The 22,210-nt window shown below is 59.5% G+C and carries 23 protein-coding genes; 6 read left to right on the plus strand and 17 right to left on the minus strand.

The genetic code is table 11. The features are described from left to right. Positions 1-2: 2 nt before the first annotated feature. From licT to ACYQ3S_RS03960, 14 genes are all read right to left on the minus strand, one after another. Positions 3-890: a BglG family transcription antiterminator LicT gene (gene licT, locus ACYQ3S_RS03895; protein ID WP_459687421.1), complete on the minus strand. Its 888-nt coding sequence runs from the start codon at positions 888-890 to the stop codon at positions 3-5. Further along, positions 887-1,144 (minus strand): HPr family phosphocarrier protein, encoded by a 258-nt coding sequence (locus tag ACYQ3S_RS03900; RefSeq protein ID WP_459687422.1) that lies wholly within the window; start codon positions 1,142-1,144, stop codon positions 887-889. Before ACYQ3S_RS03900 ends, licT begins: the two co-directional genes overlap by 4 nt. Before the next feature lie 355 nt (positions 1,145-1,499). After that, the gene (locus ACYQ3S_RS03905; protein ID WP_459687423.1) at positions 1,500-2,588 is read right to left on the minus strand and encodes a PTS transporter subunit IIC; all 1,089 of its coding nucleotides are present in this window, start codon (positions 2,586-2,588) and stop codon (positions 1,500-1,502) included. A gap of 161 nt (positions 2,589-2,749) precedes the next feature. Continuing rightward, positions 2,750-3,790, minus strand: coding sequence for an NAD(P)-dependent alcohol dehydrogenase (locus ACYQ3S_RS03910; RefSeq protein ID WP_390125531.1), 1,041 nt, complete (start codon positions 3,788-3,790; stop codon positions 2,750-2,752). A 10-nt stretch (positions 3,791-3,800) separates the two neighbouring features. Then, positions 3,801-4,766: a transketolase family protein gene (locus tag ACYQ3S_RS03915; protein WP_390125528.1), complete on the minus strand. Its 966-nt coding sequence runs from the start codon at positions 4,764-4,766 to the stop codon at positions 3,801-3,803. 14 nt (positions 4,767-4,780) lie between these two features. After that, complete coding sequence (locus tag ACYQ3S_RS03920) at positions 4,781-5,617, minus strand: transketolase (RefSeq protein ID WP_459687424.1); 837 nt, start codon at positions 5,615-5,617, stop codon at positions 4,781-4,783. Positions 5,618-5,629: 12 nt separating this feature from the next. Continuing rightward, positions 5,630-6,109, minus strand: a complete 480-nt coding sequence (locus ACYQ3S_RS03925; protein WP_054327539.1) for an RpiB/LacA/LacB family sugar-phosphate isomerase — start codon at positions 6,107-6,109, stop codon at positions 5,630-5,632. A 20-nt stretch (positions 6,110-6,129) separates the two neighbouring features. Next, on the minus strand, positions 6,130-7,251 hold the full coding sequence (locus tag ACYQ3S_RS03930; protein WP_459687425.1) for an iron-containing alcohol dehydrogenase family protein: 1,122 nt from the start codon (positions 7,249-7,251) through the stop codon (positions 6,130-6,132). A gap of 8 nt (positions 7,252-7,259) precedes the next feature. After that, positions 7,260-8,189 carry a DMT family transporter gene (locus ACYQ3S_RS03935; protein WP_459687426.1) on the minus strand — a complete coding sequence of 310 codons (930 nt, stop codon included), beginning with the start codon at positions 8,187-8,189 and terminating at the stop codon, positions 7,260-7,262. A gap of 13 nt (positions 8,190-8,202) precedes the next feature. Continuing rightward, complete coding sequence (locus tag ACYQ3S_RS03940; protein ID WP_147574168.1) at positions 8,203-8,946, minus strand: ABC transporter ATP-binding protein; 744 nt, start codon at positions 8,944-8,946, stop codon at positions 8,203-8,205. 17 nt (positions 8,947-8,963) lie between these two features. Next, positions 8,964-9,719 carry an ABC transporter ATP-binding protein gene (locus ACYQ3S_RS03945; RefSeq protein ID WP_459687427.1) on the minus strand — a complete coding sequence of 252 codons (756 nt, stop codon included), beginning with the start codon at positions 9,717-9,719 and terminating at the stop codon, positions 8,964-8,966. After that, positions 9,692-10,468, minus strand: a complete 777-nt coding sequence (locus tag ACYQ3S_RS03950; RefSeq protein ID WP_459687428.1) for an ABC transporter permease — start codon at positions 10,466-10,468, stop codon at positions 9,692-9,694. The genes ACYQ3S_RS03945 and ACYQ3S_RS03950 overlap by 28 nt, the downstream gene beginning before the upstream one ends. After that, positions 10,468-11,247, minus strand: a complete 780-nt coding sequence (locus ACYQ3S_RS03955; protein ID WP_054327543.1) for an ABC transporter permease — start codon at positions 11,245-11,247, stop codon at positions 10,468-10,470. Before ACYQ3S_RS03955 ends, ACYQ3S_RS03950 begins: the two co-directional genes overlap by 1 nt. Before the next feature lie 87 nt (positions 11,248-11,334). Continuing rightward, complete coding sequence (locus tag ACYQ3S_RS03960) at positions 11,335-12,426, minus strand: ABC transporter substrate-binding protein (RefSeq protein WP_459687429.1); 1,092 nt, start codon at positions 12,424-12,426, stop codon at positions 11,335-11,337. Positions 12,427-12,669: 243 nt separating this feature from the next. Here ACYQ3S_RS03960 and ACYQ3S_RS03965 point away from each other — a divergent pair, with 243 nt between their 5' ends. Both ACYQ3S_RS03965 and ACYQ3S_RS03970 read left to right on the plus strand, forming a co-directional pair. Further along, complete coding sequence (locus ACYQ3S_RS03965; RefSeq protein ID WP_459687430.1) at positions 12,670-13,524, plus strand: SDR family oxidoreductase; 855 nt, start codon at positions 12,670-12,672, stop codon at positions 13,522-13,524. A 59-nt stretch (positions 13,525-13,583) separates the two neighbouring features. Then, entirely contained in the window at positions 13,584-14,792 is a 1,209-nt protein-coding gene (locus tag ACYQ3S_RS03970) for an ROK family transcriptional regulator (RefSeq protein ID WP_459687431.1), read from the plus strand. Between the two features lie 143 nt (positions 14,793-14,935). Here the strand turns inward: ACYQ3S_RS03970 and ACYQ3S_RS03975 are convergent, their stop codons facing one another. Next, entirely contained in the window at positions 14,936-15,349 is a 414-nt protein-coding gene (locus ACYQ3S_RS03975) for a DUF3788 domain-containing protein (RefSeq protein WP_459687432.1), read from the minus strand. 168 nt (positions 15,350-15,517) lie between these two features. After that, positions 15,518-16,732, minus strand: a complete 1,215-nt coding sequence (gene sstT / locus ACYQ3S_RS03980; protein WP_459687433.1) for a serine/threonine transporter SstT — start codon at positions 16,730-16,732, stop codon at positions 15,518-15,520. Between the two features lie 203 nt (positions 16,733-16,935). On the opposite strand from sstT, the gene ACYQ3S_RS03985 reads away from it, so the two are divergent. The 4 genes from ACYQ3S_RS03985 (at position 16,936) to ACYQ3S_RS04000 (ending at position 21,185) form a co-directional block, all read left to right on the plus strand. Continuing rightward, positions 16,936-17,445, plus strand: coding sequence for a ferritin (locus tag ACYQ3S_RS03985; protein ID WP_459687434.1), 510 nt, complete (start codon positions 16,936-16,938; stop codon positions 17,443-17,445). A gap of 158 nt (positions 17,446-17,603) precedes the next feature. After that, the gene (locus tag ACYQ3S_RS03990) at positions 17,604-18,524 is read left to right on the plus strand and encodes a helix-turn-helix transcriptional regulator (protein ID WP_459687435.1); all 921 of its coding nucleotides are present in this window, start codon (positions 17,604-17,606) and stop codon (positions 18,522-18,524) included. Between the two features lie 192 nt (positions 18,525-18,716). Further along, positions 18,717-18,986, plus strand: a complete 270-nt coding sequence (locus tag ACYQ3S_RS03995) for a DUF6110 family protein (protein WP_459687436.1) — start codon at positions 18,717-18,719, stop codon at positions 18,984-18,986. Positions 18,987-19,052: 66 nt separating this feature from the next. Next, the gene (locus ACYQ3S_RS04000; RefSeq protein ID WP_459687437.1) at positions 19,053-21,185 is read left to right on the plus strand and encodes a heavy metal translocating P-type ATPase; all 2,133 of its coding nucleotides are present in this window, start codon (positions 19,053-19,055) and stop codon (positions 21,183-21,185) included. 23 nt (positions 21,186-21,208) lie between these two features. On the opposite strand, the gene ACYQ3S_RS04005 is transcribed toward ACYQ3S_RS04000, so the two are convergent. Further along, positions 21,209-21,967, minus strand: a complete 759-nt coding sequence (locus ACYQ3S_RS04005; protein WP_459687438.1) for an EFR1 family ferrodoxin — start codon at positions 21,965-21,967, stop codon at positions 21,209-21,211. Between the last annotated feature and the right edge of the window lie 243 nt (positions 21,968-22,210).

A 22,210-nucleotide genomic window follows, 5' to 3' on the forward strand; every position in this document is an offset into this window, starting at 1 on the left:
CCTTACTCCTCTTTATCAGATATACCCATATTCATGGCAAGGCGGTGCAAATGGATGGTCAGGAAGGTCATCTCCTCCGGCGGCAGCCGGATGGAGAGCGCCTGCGCCAAATCGTCTCGGATGCGCTCGGCACACTGGTAGTCATACCGGTAGCGCCGGACGATCATGGACTGGAACTCGGAATCATTATCTTGTGCATACTGGCCCTGTGTAATGCGCTGTCCCAGAAATTTAAGGTGGGTGATGAACCGCCCGTAATCCAGGGATTGGTCGTCCAGCGCAACGCCGTAATACGCCTGCACCACTGCGACAATGCGGCTGATCAGCTCGGTAATGCGGACCATATCGGCCATGCGCCCGTCGATCTCCGCGTTGACGATGTGGAGCGCGATGAACCCTGCCTCATCCCGGGAAAGACGGTAACCGAGCCGCCGCTCGATGATATCGAGCGCCTGAATCCCCATGGCGAACTCGGTGGGATAGAAGTTTGTGATCTCCCACAGCAGTTGATTGGGATACGCCGTGCCGGTGCGCAGACGCTCCACCGCAAAGCAGATGTGATCGGTCAGGGTGATATAAATATTTTCGCTCAGCCGCCGGCCGGTCATCCTTTTCGCTTCCTCTATGATCTCCGTGCTGACGTCCAGAAATTCCGCCGGCACATCGCCCAGCAGCTCCATCAGGCGGGAGGATTTCTCCGGATCGCGCAGGTCGTAAATCTTCTCCACCTTGCGCGCGGGGACAAGGTCGCCCGGCTGCTTTTTGAAGCCGATCCCCAGGCCGCGCAGGATAACCTCGCGTCCATCAGGGTCGATGATGCATACAAAATTGTTGCCAATGACGCGGCTGATCCGGTAGGCCTCCTGCCCGCCCAGCTCCGCCGCGGTCATAGCGTCTCCCGAAAGAACGCCTGAAGCTGCTGCACCGCGGCCTCCTCGTCCGGTCCCTCCACGGTAACGGTGACCACGCTGCCGTGCCGGATGCCCATTCCCATCAGGCTCATCAGGCGGGTAGCCTCGGTCTGCTTCCCGTTATGCTCCACCATGACCTTGCTCTGGAATGCCTTCGCGGTCTTAACAAGCTGTCCTGCCGGACGTGCGTGGATGCCGATGGGGTCGGTGATCTCATACTGAAATGTTTTCATAGTGCAACTCCCTTTCATCTTTTGAATCTGATACTGTGCTGTTAAAAACAAAAAAGACCAAACGCCCGAATACGGATAATATTTCCCGTTCGGTTGTTTGGTCTTGCCTGCCATACCAGTCACAAGCCTGTATGATTTTCTGATGGAAGCATACTATAACTGCGGCGCTTTTGTCAATAGCTTTGCTCGGAAAGCTGGTAAAACTGTAAGTTTGTCCAACCAGAAGCATGTGATTTTGTTCACAATACCGATATTATGTTACATGTGCTTCCACAAAAGTTATAATGTCCTCTATCATTGCAAAGGCATCCGCCCTCCGCTCCTGCAGGCGTTGGGCATCGGCGCCGCCGCGTACTCACAGCTTCATGTCCCCGTCCTTGACCCAGCCGAGACGGCGTACTACCAGGTTAATCAGCGGACACAGCACCGCCGGCAGGAGGAACGACACCAGCAACAGCCCCACCCAGTCCTGCGCCGTAACGGCGGCCTTGGTTCCGGCCGCGATATCGTTCATCCAGCCGGTATAGACTCCAATCTGGCCGACCAGCCCGCACGTCCCCATACCCGAGGAGACCGGCGTGCCGTTCATCTGCAAGCCGAACACACAGGTCGCAATCGGTCCGGTGATGGCCGAGGTCAGGATAGGCGCGATCCAGATGCGCGGGTTCTTGACAATGTTGCCCATCTGAAGCATGGAGGTGCCAATCCCCTGCGACACCAGCCCGCCCCAGCGGTTCTCCTTGAACGACATGACCGCAAAGCCGACCATTTGTGCGCAGCAGCCAGCCACCGCCGCGCCGCCCGCCAGACCGGTCAGGCCGAGCGCCGCGCAGATCGCGGCGGAGGAAATGGGCAGCGTCAGCGCCACGCCCACCAGTACGGACACCGCAATCCCCATCAGGAACGGCTGCAGGTTGGTCGCCCACATAATCAGGCTGCCGACCTGCATCGCCGCCGCGCCCAGCGCGGGCGCCCACCAGGCGGACAGCGCAATGCCCGCGCCGATCGTGACCAGCGGGGTGACCAGGATGTCCACCTTGGTTTCGCCCGCGACCGCCTTGCCCAGCTCGGCGGCGATAACCGCCACAAACAGCACGGCAAGCGGCCCACCCGCGCCACCCAGCGCGTTGGACGCAAAGCCGACCGTAATCAGCGAAAACAGCACGAGCGGCGGGCAGCGCAGCGCATAGCCGATCGCCACCGCCATCGCCGGCCCGCTCATCGCGGAGGCCAGGCCGCCCACCGTGTAGGATACGTCGCTCACCGTCGCGACCGGCATGGTCAGAAACGGGATGCCGAACTGCGTACCCACCGTATCGATAATTGTGCCAATCAGCAGCGAGCAGAACAACCCCTGCGCCATTGCCCCCAGCGCGTCGATGCCGTACCGCCGGACCGAAATCACGATGTCCTTGCGTTTGAGAAACGCCTTTACCTTTTCCATAGTTATCCCCTCCCAACGCAGCCGCACGGCGGCTGCACTGCTGCTATTATAGCACACCTGACGGCGGCGCGGCGCTGTTTTTGTAATTTTTTGCGGCACCGTGTTCCTCCGCGCAAAAAAGCGGCACGCAGGGCCGACTGCCTGCGTGCCGCCATATTGGGTCAGTCTGAGACTTTAATCAGGGTCTTAATGACCTCCTGCGCATGGGTGATCGTATACTGGAAGGCCTCGTCCGCCTGCTCAAACGGGAATTCCTTCGGCTCGATCGCCTTGAGGTCGATATAGCCCTTTTCGACCGCCTCGATCGCCAGCGGATAAATATTGCGGTAGCGGAACACCGTGCGGATCTCCACTTCCTTGCGGGATATCTCCAAAAAGTTATAGCTGACATCCTGTGCGATATTGCCCACCACAACGATCACGCCGCCGCTTTTGACATACCGGCCGGTCTGCGCCATTGTCACCGGCGAGCCCGCCGTTTCAAAGACCACGTCGCAGCCCTTGCCGCCCGTTGCCTGCAATACGGCCTCGGTCACATCCACCTCTTTGGGGTTGGCCGTGACCGTCGCGCCCAGACGCTTCGCGCTCTCCAGCCGGTGCTCCACCAGGTCGGACACGATGATCTCGGTCGCGCCCATGGCCTTGCAGGCCAGCAGCGTCATAATGCCGATGGTACCCGAGCCCAGGATGCAGACGCTCTTCCCCAGCCCGACGCCGCCGCGCCTGGCCGCGTGCATACCGACCGCAAGCGGCTCCAGCATGGCGCCCTCCTGCATGGTCATATCGTCCGGCAGCTTGAAGCACATTTTTGCCGGAAAGGCCATGAACTTACGCAGCGCGCCGTCATACGGCGGCGCCGCGAGGAAATGCACATCCGGACAGAGGTTGTATTTTCCTGTCAGGCAAAGCTCGCACTTGCCGCAGGGTACGCCCGGCTCGAGCGCCACACGGTCGCCGGGCTGCAGGCCGGTCACATCCGCGCCGCATTCGGTCACATAGCCCGACACCTCATGCCCCAGGATAAACGGCAGCGGCGCCACCTTTTTCCCGATGCGGCCCTCCTTGTAAAAATGCGCGTCCGAACCGCAGATGCCGCAGTACTCCATCCGGACGACTACCTCGTCCGCGCCCGCCGCCGGCATCGGGCAGTCGGCCAGCTCAATGCGGCCCACCGCGGTCATATGCGCTTTTCTGTTTTTCAATGCCGTTCCCTCACTTTCGCGCGATCGCCTTTTTCGCCTTTTCGCAGATCGCCTGCGCCGTCAGGCCGAAACGCTCCTGCAGGTAATCCACCGGACCGACTTCGCCGAATTCGTCCTGCACGCCGACCTTTTCCAGCGGCGCCCAGCAGGACGATGCAAGCACATCCGCGACCGCGCTCCCCAGGCCGTTGATGACGTTGTGGTTTTCCGCGGTCACAACCGCGCCGGTCTCCTGCGCCGCGCGGATGACCGCCGCCTCGTCCAGCGGCTTGACGCAGAACATATCCAGCACACGCGCCTGTATCCCCTCTTTTTCCAGCAGCTCGGCCGCTTTGAGCGCCTCGGCCACGCAGAAGCCCATGGCGATGATCGTCACGTCCTTGCCGTCGCGCAGCAGGTTGGCCTTGCCGACCTCGAACGTCGTACCCGCTTCGTAAATCGCGGGCGCGGTCTTGCGGTGCAGGCGGATATACCAGACGCCGTACGCCTCCTTTGCCATGCGCACGACCTCGCGTACCGCGACCGCGTCCGCAGGCTCCACGACCGTGATCTCCGGAATGCTGCGCATGATCGCGATATCCTCAAACGGCATGTGGGTGCCGCCGTTGAGCGCGGTCGTGATGCCGGGGTCGGAGCCGACGATCTTGACATTCTGCTTGGCATAGGCACAGGAGACAAAGATCTGGTCGCAGGCGCGGCGCGCCGCAAAGGGCGCGAACGTATGGGTAAACGGGATCTGTCCGGTCGCGGACAGGCCCGCCGCCACGCCGAGCATGTTGGCCTCCTGCACGCCGCAGTCAAACGTATTTTCCGGAAACGCGGCCGCAAACGGCTTGGTCGCGGAGGCGTTCATCAGGTCCGCGTCCAGAACGCAGACGCGCTCGTCCTCCGCCGCCAGCTCCATCAGGGTGTTGCAGTACACCTTACGCAGCTCGGCATCGCCGTGCTTGTGAAAATCAGCTACTATTACGCCCATGGCTCTCCCCTCCTTTACAGCGCCGCGAGCTGGCTGTCCAGCTCGGCCATAGCCTGCTCCATCTGCTCCCTGGTGACCGGCATGTTGTGCGAGCCGACCTTGCCCTCGGCCAGCGAAACGCCCTTACCCTTGACCGTGTTCAGCACGATCATGGAGGGCCGCTCGCCCTGCTGCTTGGCCTTATGGATGGCCTCGCTGATCTGCTCCACGTCGTGTCCGTCCACGCTCTGCGCGTACCAGCCGAACGCCTCGTATTTGCCGGCCAGGTCGCCCAGCTCGCAGACCTCGCTGATCGTCCCGTCGATCTGGCACTTGTTGTAATCCGTAAACGCGATCAGGCGGGACAGCTTGTGCTGCGCCGCGAAAAGCGCGGCCTCCCATACCTGGCCCTCCTGGCTCTCGCCGTCGCCGATGATCAGGTAGGTGTAGTTATCCAGCCCCTTTTTGCGGTTGCCGCAGGCGATGCCCACGGCCGAGCTGGTACCCTGCCCCAGCGAGCCGGTCGTCATGTCGATGCCGGGCGTGCGGTTCATGTCGCAATGGCTGGGCAGGTTGGTACCCGGCTTGTTGAGCGTGAGCAGCTCCTCTTTGGGGAAAAAGCCCTTCAGCGCCAGCGTGGCGTATACCGCCGGCCCCGCATGCCCCTTGGAGCAGACCAGCCAGTCCCGATCCTCCTTGTGCGGGTCGGCGGGATCGATGTTCATTTCCCCGCCGTACAGCACGGCCAGCACGTCGCAGATGGACAGCGCGCCGCCCACATGCCCGACGCCCAGCGTGCCGATCGCGCGCATGGTCTCCTTCCGGATGGAAACGGCAAATTTCTGGAGGTCTTTTTTGGCCTGCATATCCATATTTTCCCCTCCTCAGTTGTGATAGATGCCCTTTTCGATGCCCTTGACTTCCTCGCGCGCCTTGGTCAGGAACTCCTGGCGCCACGGCTCCAGGTTCTCGGTGAACGCGGTGTTCAGGAATTTATCCACAATAGCGCAGCCCGCAAAGTCCGCGGTGATCCAGCCGCCCATAGTCAGGATGTTCGCGTCGTTGATGGCGCGGCACTTTTCCGCCGCATAGGTATTCTCGCAGACCGCCGCGTAAACGCCCGGATATTTGTTGGCCACGATCGCCATGCCCATGCCGGTGCCGCAGATCAGGATGCCCTTTTCATACTCCTTTCTGGAGATCTTTTCCGCGACCACGGGCGCCACCATGTAATACGGCTGGCCGTGCTCCATATCCTGCGTGCCGCAGTCCTCCACCTCGTACCCCAGCTCAACCAGGTGCGCCTTGACCGCCTCCTTGAGCGGGAAGCCCGACTTATCCGAACCAATCACAATCTTTTTCATAGGTATCCTCCCCTTCTTTATCACAGGATGCTTTTCAGCAGTGCATATACGGTTTGTTCATTCATTACTGCGGGCGTGAGCTGGATGATCGCCGCGCCCAGGCCGACCTTGGTGATATGCTCCAGGTTTTCCTCCCGTACGCCAAGCTGCCCCAGGCGGGTCGGCATGCCCATGGATTCCATCAGCGCCTCGACCGCGGACGCGAGCGCGCCCGCGTCCGCATAGCCCAGGTAGGCGGACAGCGCCTGCAGCTTTTCCGCCGCCCCTTCCCTGCACAGGCGGATGAACGCCGGCAGGGTGATCGAGCAGGCGGTGCCGTGGCTGGCGTGGTACTCGGTGGTCAGCGGGAAGCTGAGCGCGTGGATGCCGGTCGTGCGCGTCTGGCTGAACGCCACACCCGCGATCATGCTCGCCTTAATCATGGCGCCGCGCGCCTCGAGATCGTTCGGGTCGTCGTACGCCCGCTTGATAAAGCGGAGGATGAGCTGCATCGCGCCCATCGCCAGCATATCGCACATGGGCTGGCTCTCCTTGTTCCAATACGCCTCGATCGCGTGGCAGAACGCGTCCATGCCGGTCGAAGCGGTCACGGCGGGCGGCAGCGAATAGGTCAGTTCCGGATCGATCACCGCGTAATCCGCCCAGAAGCGGTCGGTAACGAGCGGCATTTTAATGCCGGCCTTTTTATTCGTAAACACGCCGACGTTCGTGACCTCACTGCCCGTACCCGCGGTCGTGGGTACGCAGATCAGCATGGTTTTGCGCTCGGAAAAGGTCTTAGTGCCGCCGCTGTAATAGTCGTAGATACTGCCCTCGTCCCGCGTCAGGCAGGCGACGATCTTGGCAACGTCCATCGAGCTGCCGCCGCCCAGACCGATCACGCAGTCCGCTTTCAGCGCGCGCGCGGCCGCGGCCGCGGCATCCACGCTTTCACACGACGGATTCGGCTCGATATCGCTGAAATAGCCGACGGTTTTGCCGATCAGGCTTTCGCCGATCCGCTGCGCCACGCCGTTCTGGTACAGGAACGGGTCGGAAATAATCAGCACGTTTTCGCCCGCAATGTACGACGCCATCTTTTGCGAGACCCCGTAATCAAACAGGATCTTGACTGGCATGTAGTAATGAAACGCTTTTTCCATTTTGAAATTTACCCTCTTTCCTCAACAGGTTCCATGCTGCCCGTCTCGTTTTTGCGCTGCTCCATCAGGATACCGAGCGCGCCGGCCAGGATGACCGCCATGCCGCCAAGCTGCACCGCGGTCAGCTTTTCCCCGAACGCGAAAAAGCAGATCAGCGACGCCACGACCGGCATGAACAGCAGGAACACCTTGACAAACCATACGGGGAACCGCCGCAGGTCGTAATAGTAAACAATGTAGACCAGCGTCTGCCCCACGCTGGCGAGCAGCAGCATCCAGCCATAATAAGGCGTACGGATACAGTTCATGATCTCGCCCAGGCTGCCCGCCGCGGCGGATGCCGCGATAAAGCACAGCATACAGACAAAATTATTGTAGTACGCCACAACATTGTCGCACACGGGGTTGCGCTTGTCGTGCTGCGCGCTTTTGATGACAAACGCGTTGATCGACACAAAGAGCGCGCTGAGCAGATAGAACAGGTTGCCCAGGTTGAACAGCTCCAGATGGGCCGGGTTCAGCCCCATCGTGATGAACACGCCCAGCAGCATGACCACGATGCAGCACCACTGCTTCCAGCTCAGCCGCGTCTTGTAGATCACGGCGGAGATCACCGCCACCATCAGGATATCGCACTTGAGCAGCGCCGTACCCGTGCTGGCGCTGCCGAGCGACAGGCCCACGAACGCGGTCGCATCCAGCAGGAAGCCCAGCACGCCGATCGTCACCAGCTTGGGCCAGACAAAGCGCACCTGCAGCAGGAGCTTCAACTCCCCGCGCAGCGCCATCAGCACAGTCAGGAACACCATGACGATCAGGCGGATGTATACGCCCATCGAAAACACGGACATGCCCGCCACCGTTTGCTGGCTCGCCACATAATAGGTACCCCAGATCACGGCAAGGAGCAGCACGGGGAAGACCGGTCTTCCTTTCATGTCGCCTCGCCCCTTACCACCATTTGATCTGGCTCGTTACATATTCGCGCAGGCGGATGAATTCCTCGCTCGCGATATCGCGCGGGCGGGGCAGGTCGATCTTCAGCTCTTCCTTGACCGTTGTCGGCTTCTGCGACAAAATCAGGCACTTGTTGGAGAGGTAGACCGCCTCCTCCACGTTGTGCGTGATGAAAATGACCGTGCTTCCGGTCGCCTGCCACAGCTTGATGACCTCGTCCTCCAGATAGTACCGCATTTTAATATCCATCTGGCCGTACGGCTCATCCATCAGCAGCAGGTCGGGGTGCAGCGCGAAGCTGCGCCCGATAACGATGCGCTGCTCGGTCGAGGTGCTCAGCTCATGCGGATAGGCGTTGCGCGCCTTTTCCAGGCCGAGGAGCTCCAGAATTTCATCCGTGCGCTGCTTGATCACCTTTTCCTCGACCTTTTTGGTTTCCAGCCCGAAGCGGATGTTCTGCTCGACCGTCAGCCACGGGAACGCGGACGGTTCCTGGAACACGAACGAGAGGTTGTGCTTCTGCGGGTCCGCCGGCTCGCCGTCGATCAGGATCTGCCCCTCGGTCGGCTCGATCAGCTTGACGAGCAGGTTGAGGAACGTCGTTTTGCCGCAGCCCGTCGGGCCGACAATGCAGACAAAGTCGCCCTTATTGATATCGAACGAGATATTGTCCAGCACTTTCAGGTCGCCAAAGCATTTTGTCAGGTTCCTGACCTTTACCTTTACTTGATCGCTCATACGGATACCTCCCTGCGTTACAGGCTCAGATCGGTATCCGCCACGATTTCGTTACGAAGCCGCAGGAATGCCTGATCGGTATAGTTTCTTGGTCTGGGCATGTCGGGTATGTATTCCTTCTTCACGCTGGTCGGATGGCCGCCGAGCAGGATGATCCGGTCGCCCAGGTAAATGGCCTCCTCCACGTTGTTGGTGACGAAGATGACCGTGCGCTTGTTCTTCTCCCAAATCTTGAGGATCTCGTCCTCCATGGAATAGCGGGTCTGCGCGTCCAGCGCGCCGAACGGTTCGTCCATCAGCATGATATCGGACTCGCTGGCATAGGCGCGCGCGATGCCCACGCGCTGCTTCATGCCGCCGGAGAGCTGCTTGGGCAGCGCCTTTTCAAAGCCCTGCAGCCCGACCAGGTCGATATATTTCTGCGCGTTTGCCTGACGGGTGGCCTTATCCACGCCCTTGAGCTTCTGGTTCATCTCCACGTTGCCCATGACCGATTTCCACGGGAAAAGCGCGTAGCGCTGGAACACCAGACCCAGGTCGCCCATTTTGGGCCGCCCGTCCGCAAATTCCACCGTACCCGAGGTCTGCTCGTCCAGCTCGGCAAGGATGTTCAGCAGAACGGTTTTGCCGCATTGTCCCGGCCCCAGGATCACGAGGAATTCGTTTTCCTTCACCGTCAGGTTGATATCCTTCAAAACCTCTACCGAGTTCTTTTTGGAAGTGAATGTTTTGGAGAGGTTTTTGATCACAATTTTGTCTCTGAGAACTGCCACGGGCAAAGCACTCCTTCCATTTTCTGCAGTATCGTGGACAGCAGGAAGCTTACCACGCCGATTGCCAGCATGCAGACGACGATCAGCGCCGTGTCGCCGCTCTCCTGCCCGCGGACGATCAGGAAACCGACGCCCTGCCGCGCTACGATCATTTCCGCCGCGACCACGCACATCCAGCCGCTCGACAGCGCGGTGCGGATGCCGGCCAGGATAGCGGGGATGGTGGCCGGAAACGCCACGTCAACCAAAAGCTGCTTGCGGTTCGCGCCCAGCACCTTGCCCGCGCTGATCATCAGCGGGTCGATCGCGCGGATGCCCGCGCTGGTGTTCAGCACGATCGGCACGAACGAGCCGATGAATACGATCACCCATTTGGAAAGCTCGCCGATGCCGAACCACAGGATAATTACGGGGATCCATGCGATCGGCGGGATCGGGCGCAGCATTTCGAAAAGCGGCCCGAAAAACGCGTTAAAGCCCTTGCTCCAGCCGATGCTGATGCCGAGCGCAACGCCCAGCACAACCGCGAAGAAGAACGCGATCAGCACGCGCTGCAGGCTGGCCCAGATATGCGCCGGCAGCGTCGCGTTGGCGATCGGGTCGGCCATGATCTGCAGGAATTTCTCCAGCGTTGCCGCCGGCGTCGGTACCATCGAGCCTTCCTGTCCGGCCAGGACCACCCAGAGGACAACGAAAATGCCGATCGAGCAGACGGACAGCAGTATATTCACCCATTTGATATTTTTCATCACTTATACCTCCAGGGCGCAACCTTTTTCTCACAGAGGCTGAGCAGCCCGCTCATGATGGCGCCGGTGACGCCGATGACCGCCATGCCGACAATGATGATCTCCGGCCGGCTAAGCGAGCGGCCGATCTGGATCATATAGCCGAGGCCCTGCGTGGAGGCGAGCATTTCCGCCGCGACCAGCGTGGACCAGGAGTTGCCGAGCGATATGCGTATGCCCGTGAACACCATGTTCATGGACGAGGGGATGCATACCTTTGTGAACACCTGCCATCGCGAGGCGCCGAACGTTTTCGCCACGTTAATCAGCGTCTGGTTGGTCAGCTTGATACCCAGATACGAGTTGACCACGCATGGCACAAACGCTGATACAAATATGATGAATACCTTTGCGTTAAAGCCGATGCCCATGGTCAGGATAATGATCGGGATCCATGCGATCGGCGGGATCGGGCGAATGATCTCAAACAGAGGGGTGAACAGCGAGTCCAGCACCTTATAATATCCCATGAACAAGCCGAGCGGGATGCCGATGACGATCGCCAGCAGGAAGCCGCTCAAAGAAAGCTTGATGCTTGCCAGGAAATGCACCGGAATGGTCGCGCCGTCCGGCTTCTTTTCGACCATTTTGGTGAACAGGGTTTCCAGCGCTGTGGAGGGCGCGCACAGCGTGCGCTCGGATACCAGGCCGAACCGGACGCTGCATTCCCATATGCCGAAAAACAGGACCAGGCCCAGTATGCTCAACAGCACCAGCTTGAGTTTTTTGTTTTGTTTCATAATCCACCAGCCTGCCTCACTTGATGATTTGCAAAAAGGAGAGGGGCGGAGAGCCCCCCTCCTTTGCCAACAAACGTGTTTGGGTTGTCAGTTCATCGTCTTGCCATGACGCTCGGCAAGCTCTCGAATGAAGGTGTCGTCGATAAAGTTGTTTTCGATCAGGTACTGCTTATCGGATTCTTCGATCGAGCCGGTCTGTACGAAGAAGTCCATCAGGTTTTCCATCGTCGTATCGACATAGCGGGTTCCCTTTTCGCCGGAGAACCATTCGATCTCGTCGTCTAGCGTGGACAGCGGGCGCTTTTCTGCGCAGCGGGTGGCAATCTCCAGGGTCTGCTCCACACCGTTGTCCAGACCGATATCCATCATGTACTGTCCGTATGCGTCCAGATCGTCCGCGTACTTCTCACAGATCTGATAATAGCAGTCCAGGAAGTCCAGAATCTCGTCATGCTTGGTCTCGATCGCTTCCTCAGAGGCGACGATAACGGTCGGCTGGTCCTCGCCGGTCGCCTTGCCGGAGGAAATGCAGACCCAGTCCTCGTTCTCCGCGTCGAAGCCCTGCGGGTCCCACAGGCAGACAATGTCAGCCTCGCCGGCCTTAAACGCCGTGTACGCCTGGGCAACGCCCATGTCGATGATGCTGACGTCCTCGGTCGTCAGGCCGAGCTTTTCCAGCGTTGCGACCAGAGTGAAGTGCGCCGAGGTACCGAGCGGGCAGAGGATGGTCTTGCCGCGCCAGGTATCCGCATTGCCGTAAATCTCGTCATAGCCCGCGACCTGACCCTGAATCTGCGCGATATCGCTGTCGCTTCTCGCCCAGATCGTGACCGCTTCCGTATCCGGCGAGCCGAAGCCGATCACCTTGGCGCCGTAGGCAATGCCGCCGGTGATGGACGGGGGCGAACCGTAGCAGCCAACGTCCCATTCGCCCGCGCCGAGCGCTTCGTTCTGCACATTGCCGCCCGTGAACATAATCAGTTCCACATCCAGCCCCACTTCTTCAAACTGTCCTTCCTCCAGGCCGATGTAAGCGGGGAGTGTGTGCGAATAGGGCTGGCCGCTGACCGTCAGTGAACGGCTTCCGGAATCGCCGCCCGCAGCGTCGTCTCCGCCACCGCAGGCTGTCAGAGAAACTGCCATTGAGAGTGATAATGCCAATGCGATTAACCTTTTCATAGTGTCCTCCTTCTTCCTTCTCTACATTTCGTTTCAAATTAATTAATTGAATTAACTAATTTGTATGCTCTTATTATAGCGATTCTTTCCATTTGTGTCAATTTATCAAAAGCAATATATTTGTTTTTATGTTTTTGTATATACCGCACAATATTTCCGTTTGATTTTCTGATTAGCTGCTATGTTGATTTTTTTAATTATATTGATATAATAAAATTAGAACAAAAGAAGGAGCTGAATTTCATGCTCACGCCCAACCCGTTCCCCCTGGACCTGAGCGGCCGCACCGCCGTTATCACCGGCGCCGGCGGCATCATGTGCAGCCATTTCGCGGGCGCGCTCGCACAGGCGCATGCGACCGTGTGCTTGTTGGATATCAACCTGCCCGCGGCGCAGGCTGCGGCGGACGCGCTGACCGCCGCAGGATACCGTGCATACGCCTATCGGGCCGATGTGCTGGACAAGGCGCAGCTCGAAAGCGTACACGCGCAGATTCTGGCCGCGCACGGCCCCTGCAGCATCCTGATTAACGGCGCGGGCGGCAACCAGCCGGATGGAAATACGGAGGACGAATATTTCCGCCCCGAAGCGGTGGAGCCGGCGCTCAAAACCTTTTTTCAGCTTGACCTGAACGGCTTCCGACGGGTGTTCGACCTTAACTTTATCGGCACGGTGCTGCCCTCCCAGATTTTTTCCGCCGACATGACCGGCCGCAAAGATGGCTGCATCATCAACATCTCCTCCATGAACGCCATCCGGCCGCTGACCAAGCTGCCGGCCTACAGCGCGGCCAAATCCGCTGTTTCCAACTTCACGCAATGGCTGGCCGTCTACTTCTCCAGGGCGGGCATTCGGGTCAACGCGATTGCCCCCGGCTTCTTTATCACCAACCAGAACCGCCCCAACCTGCTCCACGCGGATGGCTCGTTTACCCCGCGTGCGGAGAAGATCCTGTCCGGCATACCGGCGGGCCGGTTCGGGGATATCTCTGAATTGACGGGCGCGCTGCTCTTCCTGCTCTCCCCGCAGGCGGCGGGATATGTGAATGGGATCGTGCTGCCCGTGGACGGCGGCTTCAGCGCCTATGCCGGTGTGTAATCCCTGCCCTGCCGCAGACGCGGCGCCGGAATTCTATTGATAGCTTAGGAGATTTGCTTATGCGCCCTCTTGGAATCAACATGAGTAATGTAAAACAGGTCAATCGTTCCCATGTTTTGTGGCTTTTGCTGACGGAAGGCGCAATGTCGAGGACCGACCTGGCCAGCCGGCTCCGTCTCACGACCGCCACGCTGACCTCGATCTGCGGCGACTTCATCAGCCGTGGCATCATCATCGAGGAGGGGAAAGAAGCCTCCTCCAGTCTGGGCCGCAAAAAAAGCCTGTTGTCCATCAATCAGACCTATAAATACGTTATTTCCGTCAATATCCACTACACCGGCAGCACCATTGCGATCACCAATTTGATGGGGGAGCCGCTTGTGCTCGAACACTTCGCAATCGACCCCGCGCTCGATGTGCCGGACGCCTTTCAGGATATTGCCAACCGGATCGTACTGCTGCTTTGGAAAACCAAGCTCAAAAACAAGGATATCCTTGGCATCGGCGTGGAAATCCTCGGTCCGGTCAACCACAACGAGGGCATCGCCCTGCATCCTTTCCATGTTTTTCACGGGCAGGAGGTGCCTATCCAGAAGATATTGGAGGAGCTGCTCCCGTTTCCGGTCTGTGTGGAAAGCAACGTCTGCTCGTTCCTGAACGCGGAAAACCTTTACGGCACGGCAAAATACACCGCCAATACCATGGTCGTGAAATGGGGGCCGGGCGTCGGCTCGGCGGCGTCGATCAACGGCGCGCTGTATAAAGGCGCGAATTACCAGTCCTCGGAGATCGGACATACCTATTTTTACCGCGGCTCGACCACAGTGTGCCGCTGCGGCAAAACCGGCTGCCTGGAAACCGGCGTCCACTTAAACCAGATCACCGAAAAAATCCTCTCGCTGCAGGAAAGCTCGCCGGTTATCCGCGGCGCCCTGCTCGAATACGGCCAGCCGACCATCCATAACATCCGCAAATACCTTGGGCTGGACTGTCCGGAGCTGCGCAGCTATCTGACCACCCTGATCTATGACCTCTCCATCGGCATCAACAACGCCATCTCGGTTTTCGCGCCCAATAAGGTCATTTTGTTCGGCGAGATTTTCGAATGCCCCTTTGTGATGGAAACGTTCATCCAGCAGGTGTCCAAAATCAACCCGTTTTTGTCCACGGACATTTTCGAGCAAAGCTCCCTCGCCCCCCGCAAGGAATTCATCGGCGGCGCCGCGACCGCGGTGCAGAACTTTCTGCTGGAGCCTGGGGGCGCCTGAAGCCTCCCTTCTCCACCGCACATCCTCTTCTCTTCCAGACAGGGGACGGAAGCATCTGCTTCCGTCCCCTGTCGCTTTTTCATTACATGCATCCTCCCGCAAATTTTCATCTTTTGGGAGAACGCTTTTGCCATATGGAATTCTTATTTCCGATTTGGTTTCCGCTTAATAGCCAATAATTTCATATAATCATCGAATTCAGCGGGATCCGTCGGTTCAAACATGATCCATTTCCCATCATGATAGGTTTCTGCTTCATCATATTGCCTGCAAACAGCGTTAGAAAGAGAACCTCTTATCGCCTCGAACTTTGCTCTTTCCTCTTTTCCAAAGATAATCAGGAAGCCTACGCAGTTGCTTTTTGCATATAAACAGCAAAGCGTTTTCCCGCCCCTGCGATATTTATACTCGTAGACCCACTTTTTACCGCCAGTATTCCATACCCGTTCCATTTCGTATTTTTCTTCAATAGTCAGGCATAACGCTTGCCAGACTTCAAACAGAGATTGTCCGAGCAATTCAGCCATAATTGATTGAGATGGCATATTTTCAAGCATTTTATCCCCTCCATAATTCCTATTTACACACATTATATCAGGATATTTCTATATCGTCATTCCTTTTCTGCTTGCAGGCTCCATAGTATCGTGAGGAGGTTGACCCTTTCATCGTTTTTCGCCAAAAAAGGGCCTGCTTGTGCAAAGCAGGCCCTTTCCGGCTTGTCTTTAGTTTTTCTGCAGCTTGCGCTTTTGGGCATACTCCGCGACCGCGGTATACAGCACATCGGTCGAGGAATTGATCGCGGTCTCGCAGGAATCCTGGATCACGCCGACGATAAAACCGACGCCCACTACCTGCATCGCGATATCGTTCGGGATGCCGAACAGGCTGCAGGCCAGCGGGACCAGCAGCAGCGAGCCGCCCGCCACGCCGGATGCGCCGCACGCGCTGACCGCGGAGAGCACGCTCAGCACGATTGCGGACGCCAAATCCACCTCTATGCCCATGGTGTTCGCCGCGGCAAGCGCGAGTATGGAGATCGTGACTGCCGCGCCGCCCATGTTGATCGTGGAGCCCAGCGGGATGGATACCGCATAGGTATCGCGGTCCAGCCCCAGCTCCTCGCACAGCTTCATGTTGACCGGAATATTCGCGGCCGAGCTGCGCGTAAAGAAAGCGGTGATGCCGCTGTCCTTCAGGCACTTCAGCACCAGCGGATAGGGGTTTTTGCGGATGCCGATAAAGGTGATGATCGGGTTGACGATAAACGCCACGAACGCCATGCTGCCGACCAGCAGCAGGATCAGCTTGCCGTAGCTGAGCAGGGCATCGATTCCCTGCTCGGAGATCGTGGTGAAAACCAGGCCCATTACGCCGAACGGCGCACAGTTAATGATCCACCGGACGATCTGCGAAATCGCATCCGCAATATTGCCGATCGCACGCTTGGTGCCGTCCGAAGCCTTGCGCAGCGCAATGCCGAGCAACACCGCCCAGGCCAGAATGCCGATATAGTTGGCGTCCGCCAGGGCGCTGATCGGGTTGGAAACCAGATTCATCATCAAAGTGTGCAGCACCTCGCCGATACCGCCCGGGGGCGCCACATCGGAAGCGCTTTCCGCCAGCGTAAGCGAGATCGGGAACAGGAAGCTCGCCACAACCGCCACGCAGCCTGCCAGGAACGTACCCAGCAGATACAGACCGATGATGCTTTTCATGTTGGTCTGCTTGCCCTCTTTGTGGTTGGACAGCGCGCCCATGACCAGAAACAGGACCAGCAGCGGCGCGACCGCCTTCAGCGCGCCGACAAACAGGTCGCCCAGCAGGGAGAGCGCCGTCAGCTGCGGCGCGACCACCCCGAGGAGGATGCCGACCGCCAAACCGCAGATAATCCGTTTGACCAGGCTGATGTCATTCCATTTTTTGAGTATTTCTTTCATATTTCCCCTCGTTCCATTTTTCTTGTTTTTTTAGTATACCACATTTTTCTTATTTCGTAAAATAAATTCATGCTTCTCTTTCCCGCGCCAGTATTTCCGTTTTTTCTCTTGACAGCGGGTGCGGATGTGTTATAATTGATATATAATATCAATTAATATTTGAGATGGTTTATTCCATCCCCGCTCTGAGGAGGTTACTTAAAATGGATCGCAAGGTTTCCGAATTGCTCAACGACCAAATCAACAAGGAATTTTATTCCGCCTATCTGTATCTTGACATCGCCAACTTCTACTCCGACAAAGGGCTAGACGGTTTTGCAAACTGGTACGAAATCCAGGCCAGGGAGGAGCAGGACCACGCCATGCTGATCTATCAGTACCTGCACAACAATAACCAGAAGGTCACGCTGGAAGCGATCGCCAAGCCGGACAAGGCGTTCTCCACGCTGATGGACCCGCTGCAGGTCGCATACGAGCACGAACAGTACGTCACCGCACTAATCAACACCATTTATGGAGCCGCCCAGTCGGCAAACGATTTCCGCACTGTTCAGTTCCTTGACTGGTTCGTCAAGGAGCAGGGCGAGGAGGAAAAAAATTCCTCCGACCTCATCACCAAGATGGAGCTGTTCGGCAGCGACGCCAAGGCGCTCTACATGCTCAACAGCGAGCTGCAGGCGCGCGTTTACGCCGCTCCCTCCCTTACCCTGTAAGCAGCCAGACGGCCAGACGGACGCCCCGATCGGGGCGTCCGCTTTTTGTATTATCCAATCCTTGACAAGCCCCGCTGTTTTGGCGTATAATTCTGACTGTAAGTTAGTTTTAGCTAACCAATAGTTAGCCACCGCGAACTTTTCTGTGGAGGATCGGCATGCTGGAAGCGCTGTTGGAACAATTATCGAATGCCGGACTTTCGTCCGGCCATATCCGCTGGACCGCCCCCATGTCCGGCGTACGCGTCTGCGATTTTGACTGCGCGCCGCCGGAATGCTTTTCCGCCCGCCCCACACATCCGCACTTTGAAACGCTGTACTGCTGCCGCGGCGGGCTGCTGCTTTCTTTGGCGGACGGCCGGCAGGTCAGGCTCAAACCGCGGGAGATCCTGCTGCTTTCCGATCCCGCGCAGGTTCGGTCCGTCCAGTTTGCGGACAGCCGTTTTGCGGGCGTCCTTGTCTCGGTCGTCGGCTGTGAGGCCCGGCACAGCCTGCGGGAGCTTTGCGCCCTGTTTGGCGGCCTGACGTTAGACACCCGCCAGGTCGGCGTGCTGATGGCAGCGCATCACGACTGCGCGGCGGTGCGCGGCAGCGCCTGGGGCAACGCGGTGTTCTCCGCGCTCAGGGACCTGCCCGCTTCCGATCGCGGGCAGTACTGCACACTCAAGGCGGTGGAACTGCTGTATCTTCTGTGCCGCCAAAGCCCGCTGGTCTCTCCGGCAGCCGCAGACTACTACGATCAATACCTGACGGACGTCGTGCAGCAGGTTCATGCCTATATGCTGGAGCACCTCGCGGAGCATCTGACGATCAGCCGCCTTGCGCAGCAGTTCCATATCTCCCCCACCTCGCTCAAGAGCTGCTTCCGGCAGCTATACGGCCAGCCGCTCCACCAATACCTCCAGCAGCAGCGGCTGCAGCGCGCGGCCGAGCTTTTGCTCTCCTCCTCCCTGTCCGTGATGCAGGTTTCGGTTGCCGTGGGATACGGCAGCGTCAGCCAGTTCGGCGTGGCGTTTCGCCGCCTGTACCATCTTCCCCCCTCCCGCTACCGCCGCATTGCGGCCGAGAAAAATGTCTAAAACCGTTTATCCCCGTCCAAATCCGGTGGAATTTGCCGAACGGATATGCTATGCTTATCCCTAACGGGAAACGACCCATCCAGGAGGTGTTCGCCTTGAAACAACATCGGTTTTGGGCCTGGGGCGCTGTGATCTGCATGGTCATGGTCATGATTACAGGCTACAGGCGCAAGTGATAAGGAGGAAGCATTTATGAAGAAATACTGCAAGGATATCGCCCTGTTTGTCGGCGGCGCGCTGTTCGGTTCGGCCGGTATCAAACTGCTGTCCAGCAAGGACGCCAAAAACGTTTATACCCATGCCACCGCCGCCGCGCTGCGGGTGAAGGAATCGGTCATGACCACGGTCAACACCGTGCAGGAGAACGCGGCCGACATCCTGGCCTCCGCGCAGGATATCAACCAGGCCCGCACGGCGCAGGAAGAGGCCGTTGCGGATACCGCCGCGGAAACCCAGGGCTGATTACAACCCGTTTGTCAAAGAGGGGCGCATAGGCGGCCCTCTTTTTCCCGTTTTGGAGGTCAAGCAATGAAAGCAACCATTTTACACGAAAGCAGCGGGCGCCTGCGCGTCCGTCTTGCCCAAAAGCGGATGACGCCGGAGCAGGCCGACCTGCTGGAAGCCTATCTGCAGTCCTGCGCGGGGGTGGCGCAGGCCGCAGTCCATGAACGCACCCGCTGCGCCGTGATCCGCTATCAGGGCGGCCGCGCAGCCGTGCTGGAGGCGATCGGCCGCTTCTCCTATCAGGACCCGCGCGTCGCGGCGCTCGCCCCCCTGCACAGCAGCCGCATGCTCAACCGGCAGTATCAGGAAAAGCTGGTCGGCAAGGTGCTGGTCAAAGCGGCCTGCAGCCTGTTCCTGCCCTCCCCGCTTCAAATCGCGCGGATCTGCTGGGTTTCCTTTCCCTTCCTGCGGCGCGGCCTGCGCTGCCTGCTGCGCCGCCGCATGCACGTTGAACTGCTCGACGCGCTTTCCATCGGCATCTCGATCGCCCGCCGCGACTTCGGCACGGCCGGCTCGGTTATGTTCCTGCTCGAGCTGGGCGAGCTGCTGGAGGAGTGGACGCACAAAAAGTCGGTTGACGACCTGGCCCGCTGCATGGCGCTGGGCGTGGACCGCGTCTGGCGCAAGGACGGCGATACCGAAACCCTCATCCCACTCGGTCAGATCGGCGCGGGCGACTGCATTGCGGTCCGCATGGGCGGCGTGATCCCGATTGACGGAACGATCGTCGAGGGCGAGGTCATGGTTAACCAGGCGTCCCTGACCGGCGAATCCATGCCGGTCGCCAAGCGCCCGGGTACGGCCGTTTACGCCGGAACGGTCGTCGAGGAGGGCGAATGCGTATTACGCGTCACCCAGCATTCCGGCGAAAGCCGCTATGACAAGATCGTCTCCATGATCGAGCAGTCCGAACGGCTCAAATCCACGGCGGAAAGCAGAGCCTCCCGTCTGGCCGACCGCCTGGTCCCCTATACGCTCGCCGGCAGCGCGCTCAGCTTCCTGCTGACGCGAAACGTCACGCGCGCGCTGTCCGTCCTGATGGTGGACTTCTCCTGCGCGCTCAAGCTTGCGATGCCGCTGGCGGTGCTGTCCGCCATGCGCGAGGCAAGCGCCTACCATATCACGGTCAAGGGCGGCAAATTTCTGGAAGCGGTCGCAGGCGCGGATACGATTGTGTTTGACAAAACCGGCACGCTGACCCACGCCTGTCCGGTTGTCGCGCGGGTCATTCCGTTCGGCGGGCGCAGCGAGGCCGAAATGCTGCGCGTCGCCGCCTGCCTGGAGGAGCATTTCCCGCATTCCATGGCCAACGCGGTCGTGCGCGCCGCCAGGGAGCGCCGGCTCGCCCACGAGGAAATGCACTCCCAGGTCGAATATCTGGTCGCGCACGGTATCTCCAGCACGGTGGACGGGGAAAAGGTCATCATCGGCAGCGCGCACTTTGTCTTTGAGGATGAAAAAACCGTAATCCCCGCCGGAGAGCAGGCGGCGTTTGACGCGCTTCCCGCGGAATTCTCCCACCTGTATCTCGCCATCGGCGGCGAACTGGCGGCGGTTATCTGCATCGCGGACCCACTCCGCGACGAGGCAAAGGCCGCGATACAGGCGCTGCGCGCGCGCGGCATCCGGCGCACCGTCATGCTGACCGGTGACAGCGAGCGCACCGCGGCCGCGATTGCGGCGCAGGTCGGGGTGGACGATTACCGCGCAGAGGTCCTGCCCGAGGACAAGGCGCATTTTGTAGAGGCCGAACGCGCCGCCGGCCGCACGGTCATCATGCTGGGCGACGGTATCAACGATTCGCCCGCCCTGTCCGCCGCCAGCGTGGGCATTGCAATCAGCGATGGCGCGGCGATCGCGCGTGAGATCGCGGACGTCACCATCGCGGCGGACAGCCTGTTCGAGCTGGTCGCGCTGCGGCGGGTCGCGCAGGGGCTGATGCGCCGCATCCACGCCAATTACCGGTTCGTGATCGGCTTCAACGGCATGCTGATCGTCCTGGGCGCGGCGGGCGTGCTCATGCCGGCCGCGTCGGCCATGCTGCACAATCTTTCCACCCTGGGCATCAGCCTGCGAAGCATGACCAATCTGCTGCCGCCCTGCTTTGACGCGGCGGCGGCCGGCGAATCATGCCAACCCAACCAAAAACACGGCTGACCGTTTGGGTCAGCCGTGTTTTTTTACAGAAAAAGCTCGTTCTCACGCTGCTCTGCGTCAAACGGCGCCAGCTTTCTCCGCAGCGCTTCCAGCATCGGGGCAGGCAGGGCGCGGGCCTGCTGCGGGCAGATGGCGACACAGCGCATGCACAGGATGCAGCGCGACGGGTCGGTCGTATCCGGCTGTCCGGTCGGGATCGCCCGTGCGGGACATTTTTCCGCGCACAGGCCGCAGCCGGTGCAGGCTTCCGACACCTGCGGCGCGGCGGGCATGCCGCTCCACTCCTTATAGGGGTGGCTACCCGGCACGGCAGGCTCCTCCTGCGGGCCGTGGTCCAGCTTCGCCGCGATCTGCCTGCCGAACGCGCCGAGCTGCCGCGCGTCCTGTTCGTCCGGACGTCCGGCGGCAATATGTACGATCGAATGCTCCGCCAGCAGCGCAGCCGCTGCCATAACGCGGAATCCCTGCCCGCGCAGCAGATCGCTCAGCTCGATCAGCGTGTCCTCATAGGCCCTGCCACCGTACACCGCGGCCGCCACCGCCCGCGCGCCGTTGCCCTGCCATTTTTTCAGCCGTTCGGTCATCAGGGCCGGCAGCCGCCCGCCGTAAGCAGGGCCGACAACCAGTGCCACGTCGTCCGGATGAAATGCCGACGGCTCAGCCTGCGGATCACAGAGATCATACTCCCGCACGTTGGGTGCGATCCCCTTTGCGAGCAGCAGCGCCGCGCGCCGAGTCCCGCCGGTTGGGCTGAAATGCAGGATTTTGATGGTTTCTGGCATAAACACCGCTTCCTCTCCTCATGTTTCCCTACATGGTGTTTACCAGTATAGCACCTTCCTCCTCCCGTTGCAATCCGCTTTCGACAGTCCGGCCGGCGGCAAAAGCGCCGGCCGTGTTTATTTACAGCGTAACGCCGTTTTTGAAGATGGCGATTTCACGGTAGCCCAGCAGCTCGGTTTTGGAGGGTCTGCCGCCCGCGATGTCCAGCACCAACGCATACAGCCGCTTCGCCGCCTCCGCGA

Source organism: Agathobaculum sp. TL06 (genome assembly GCF_054658635.1).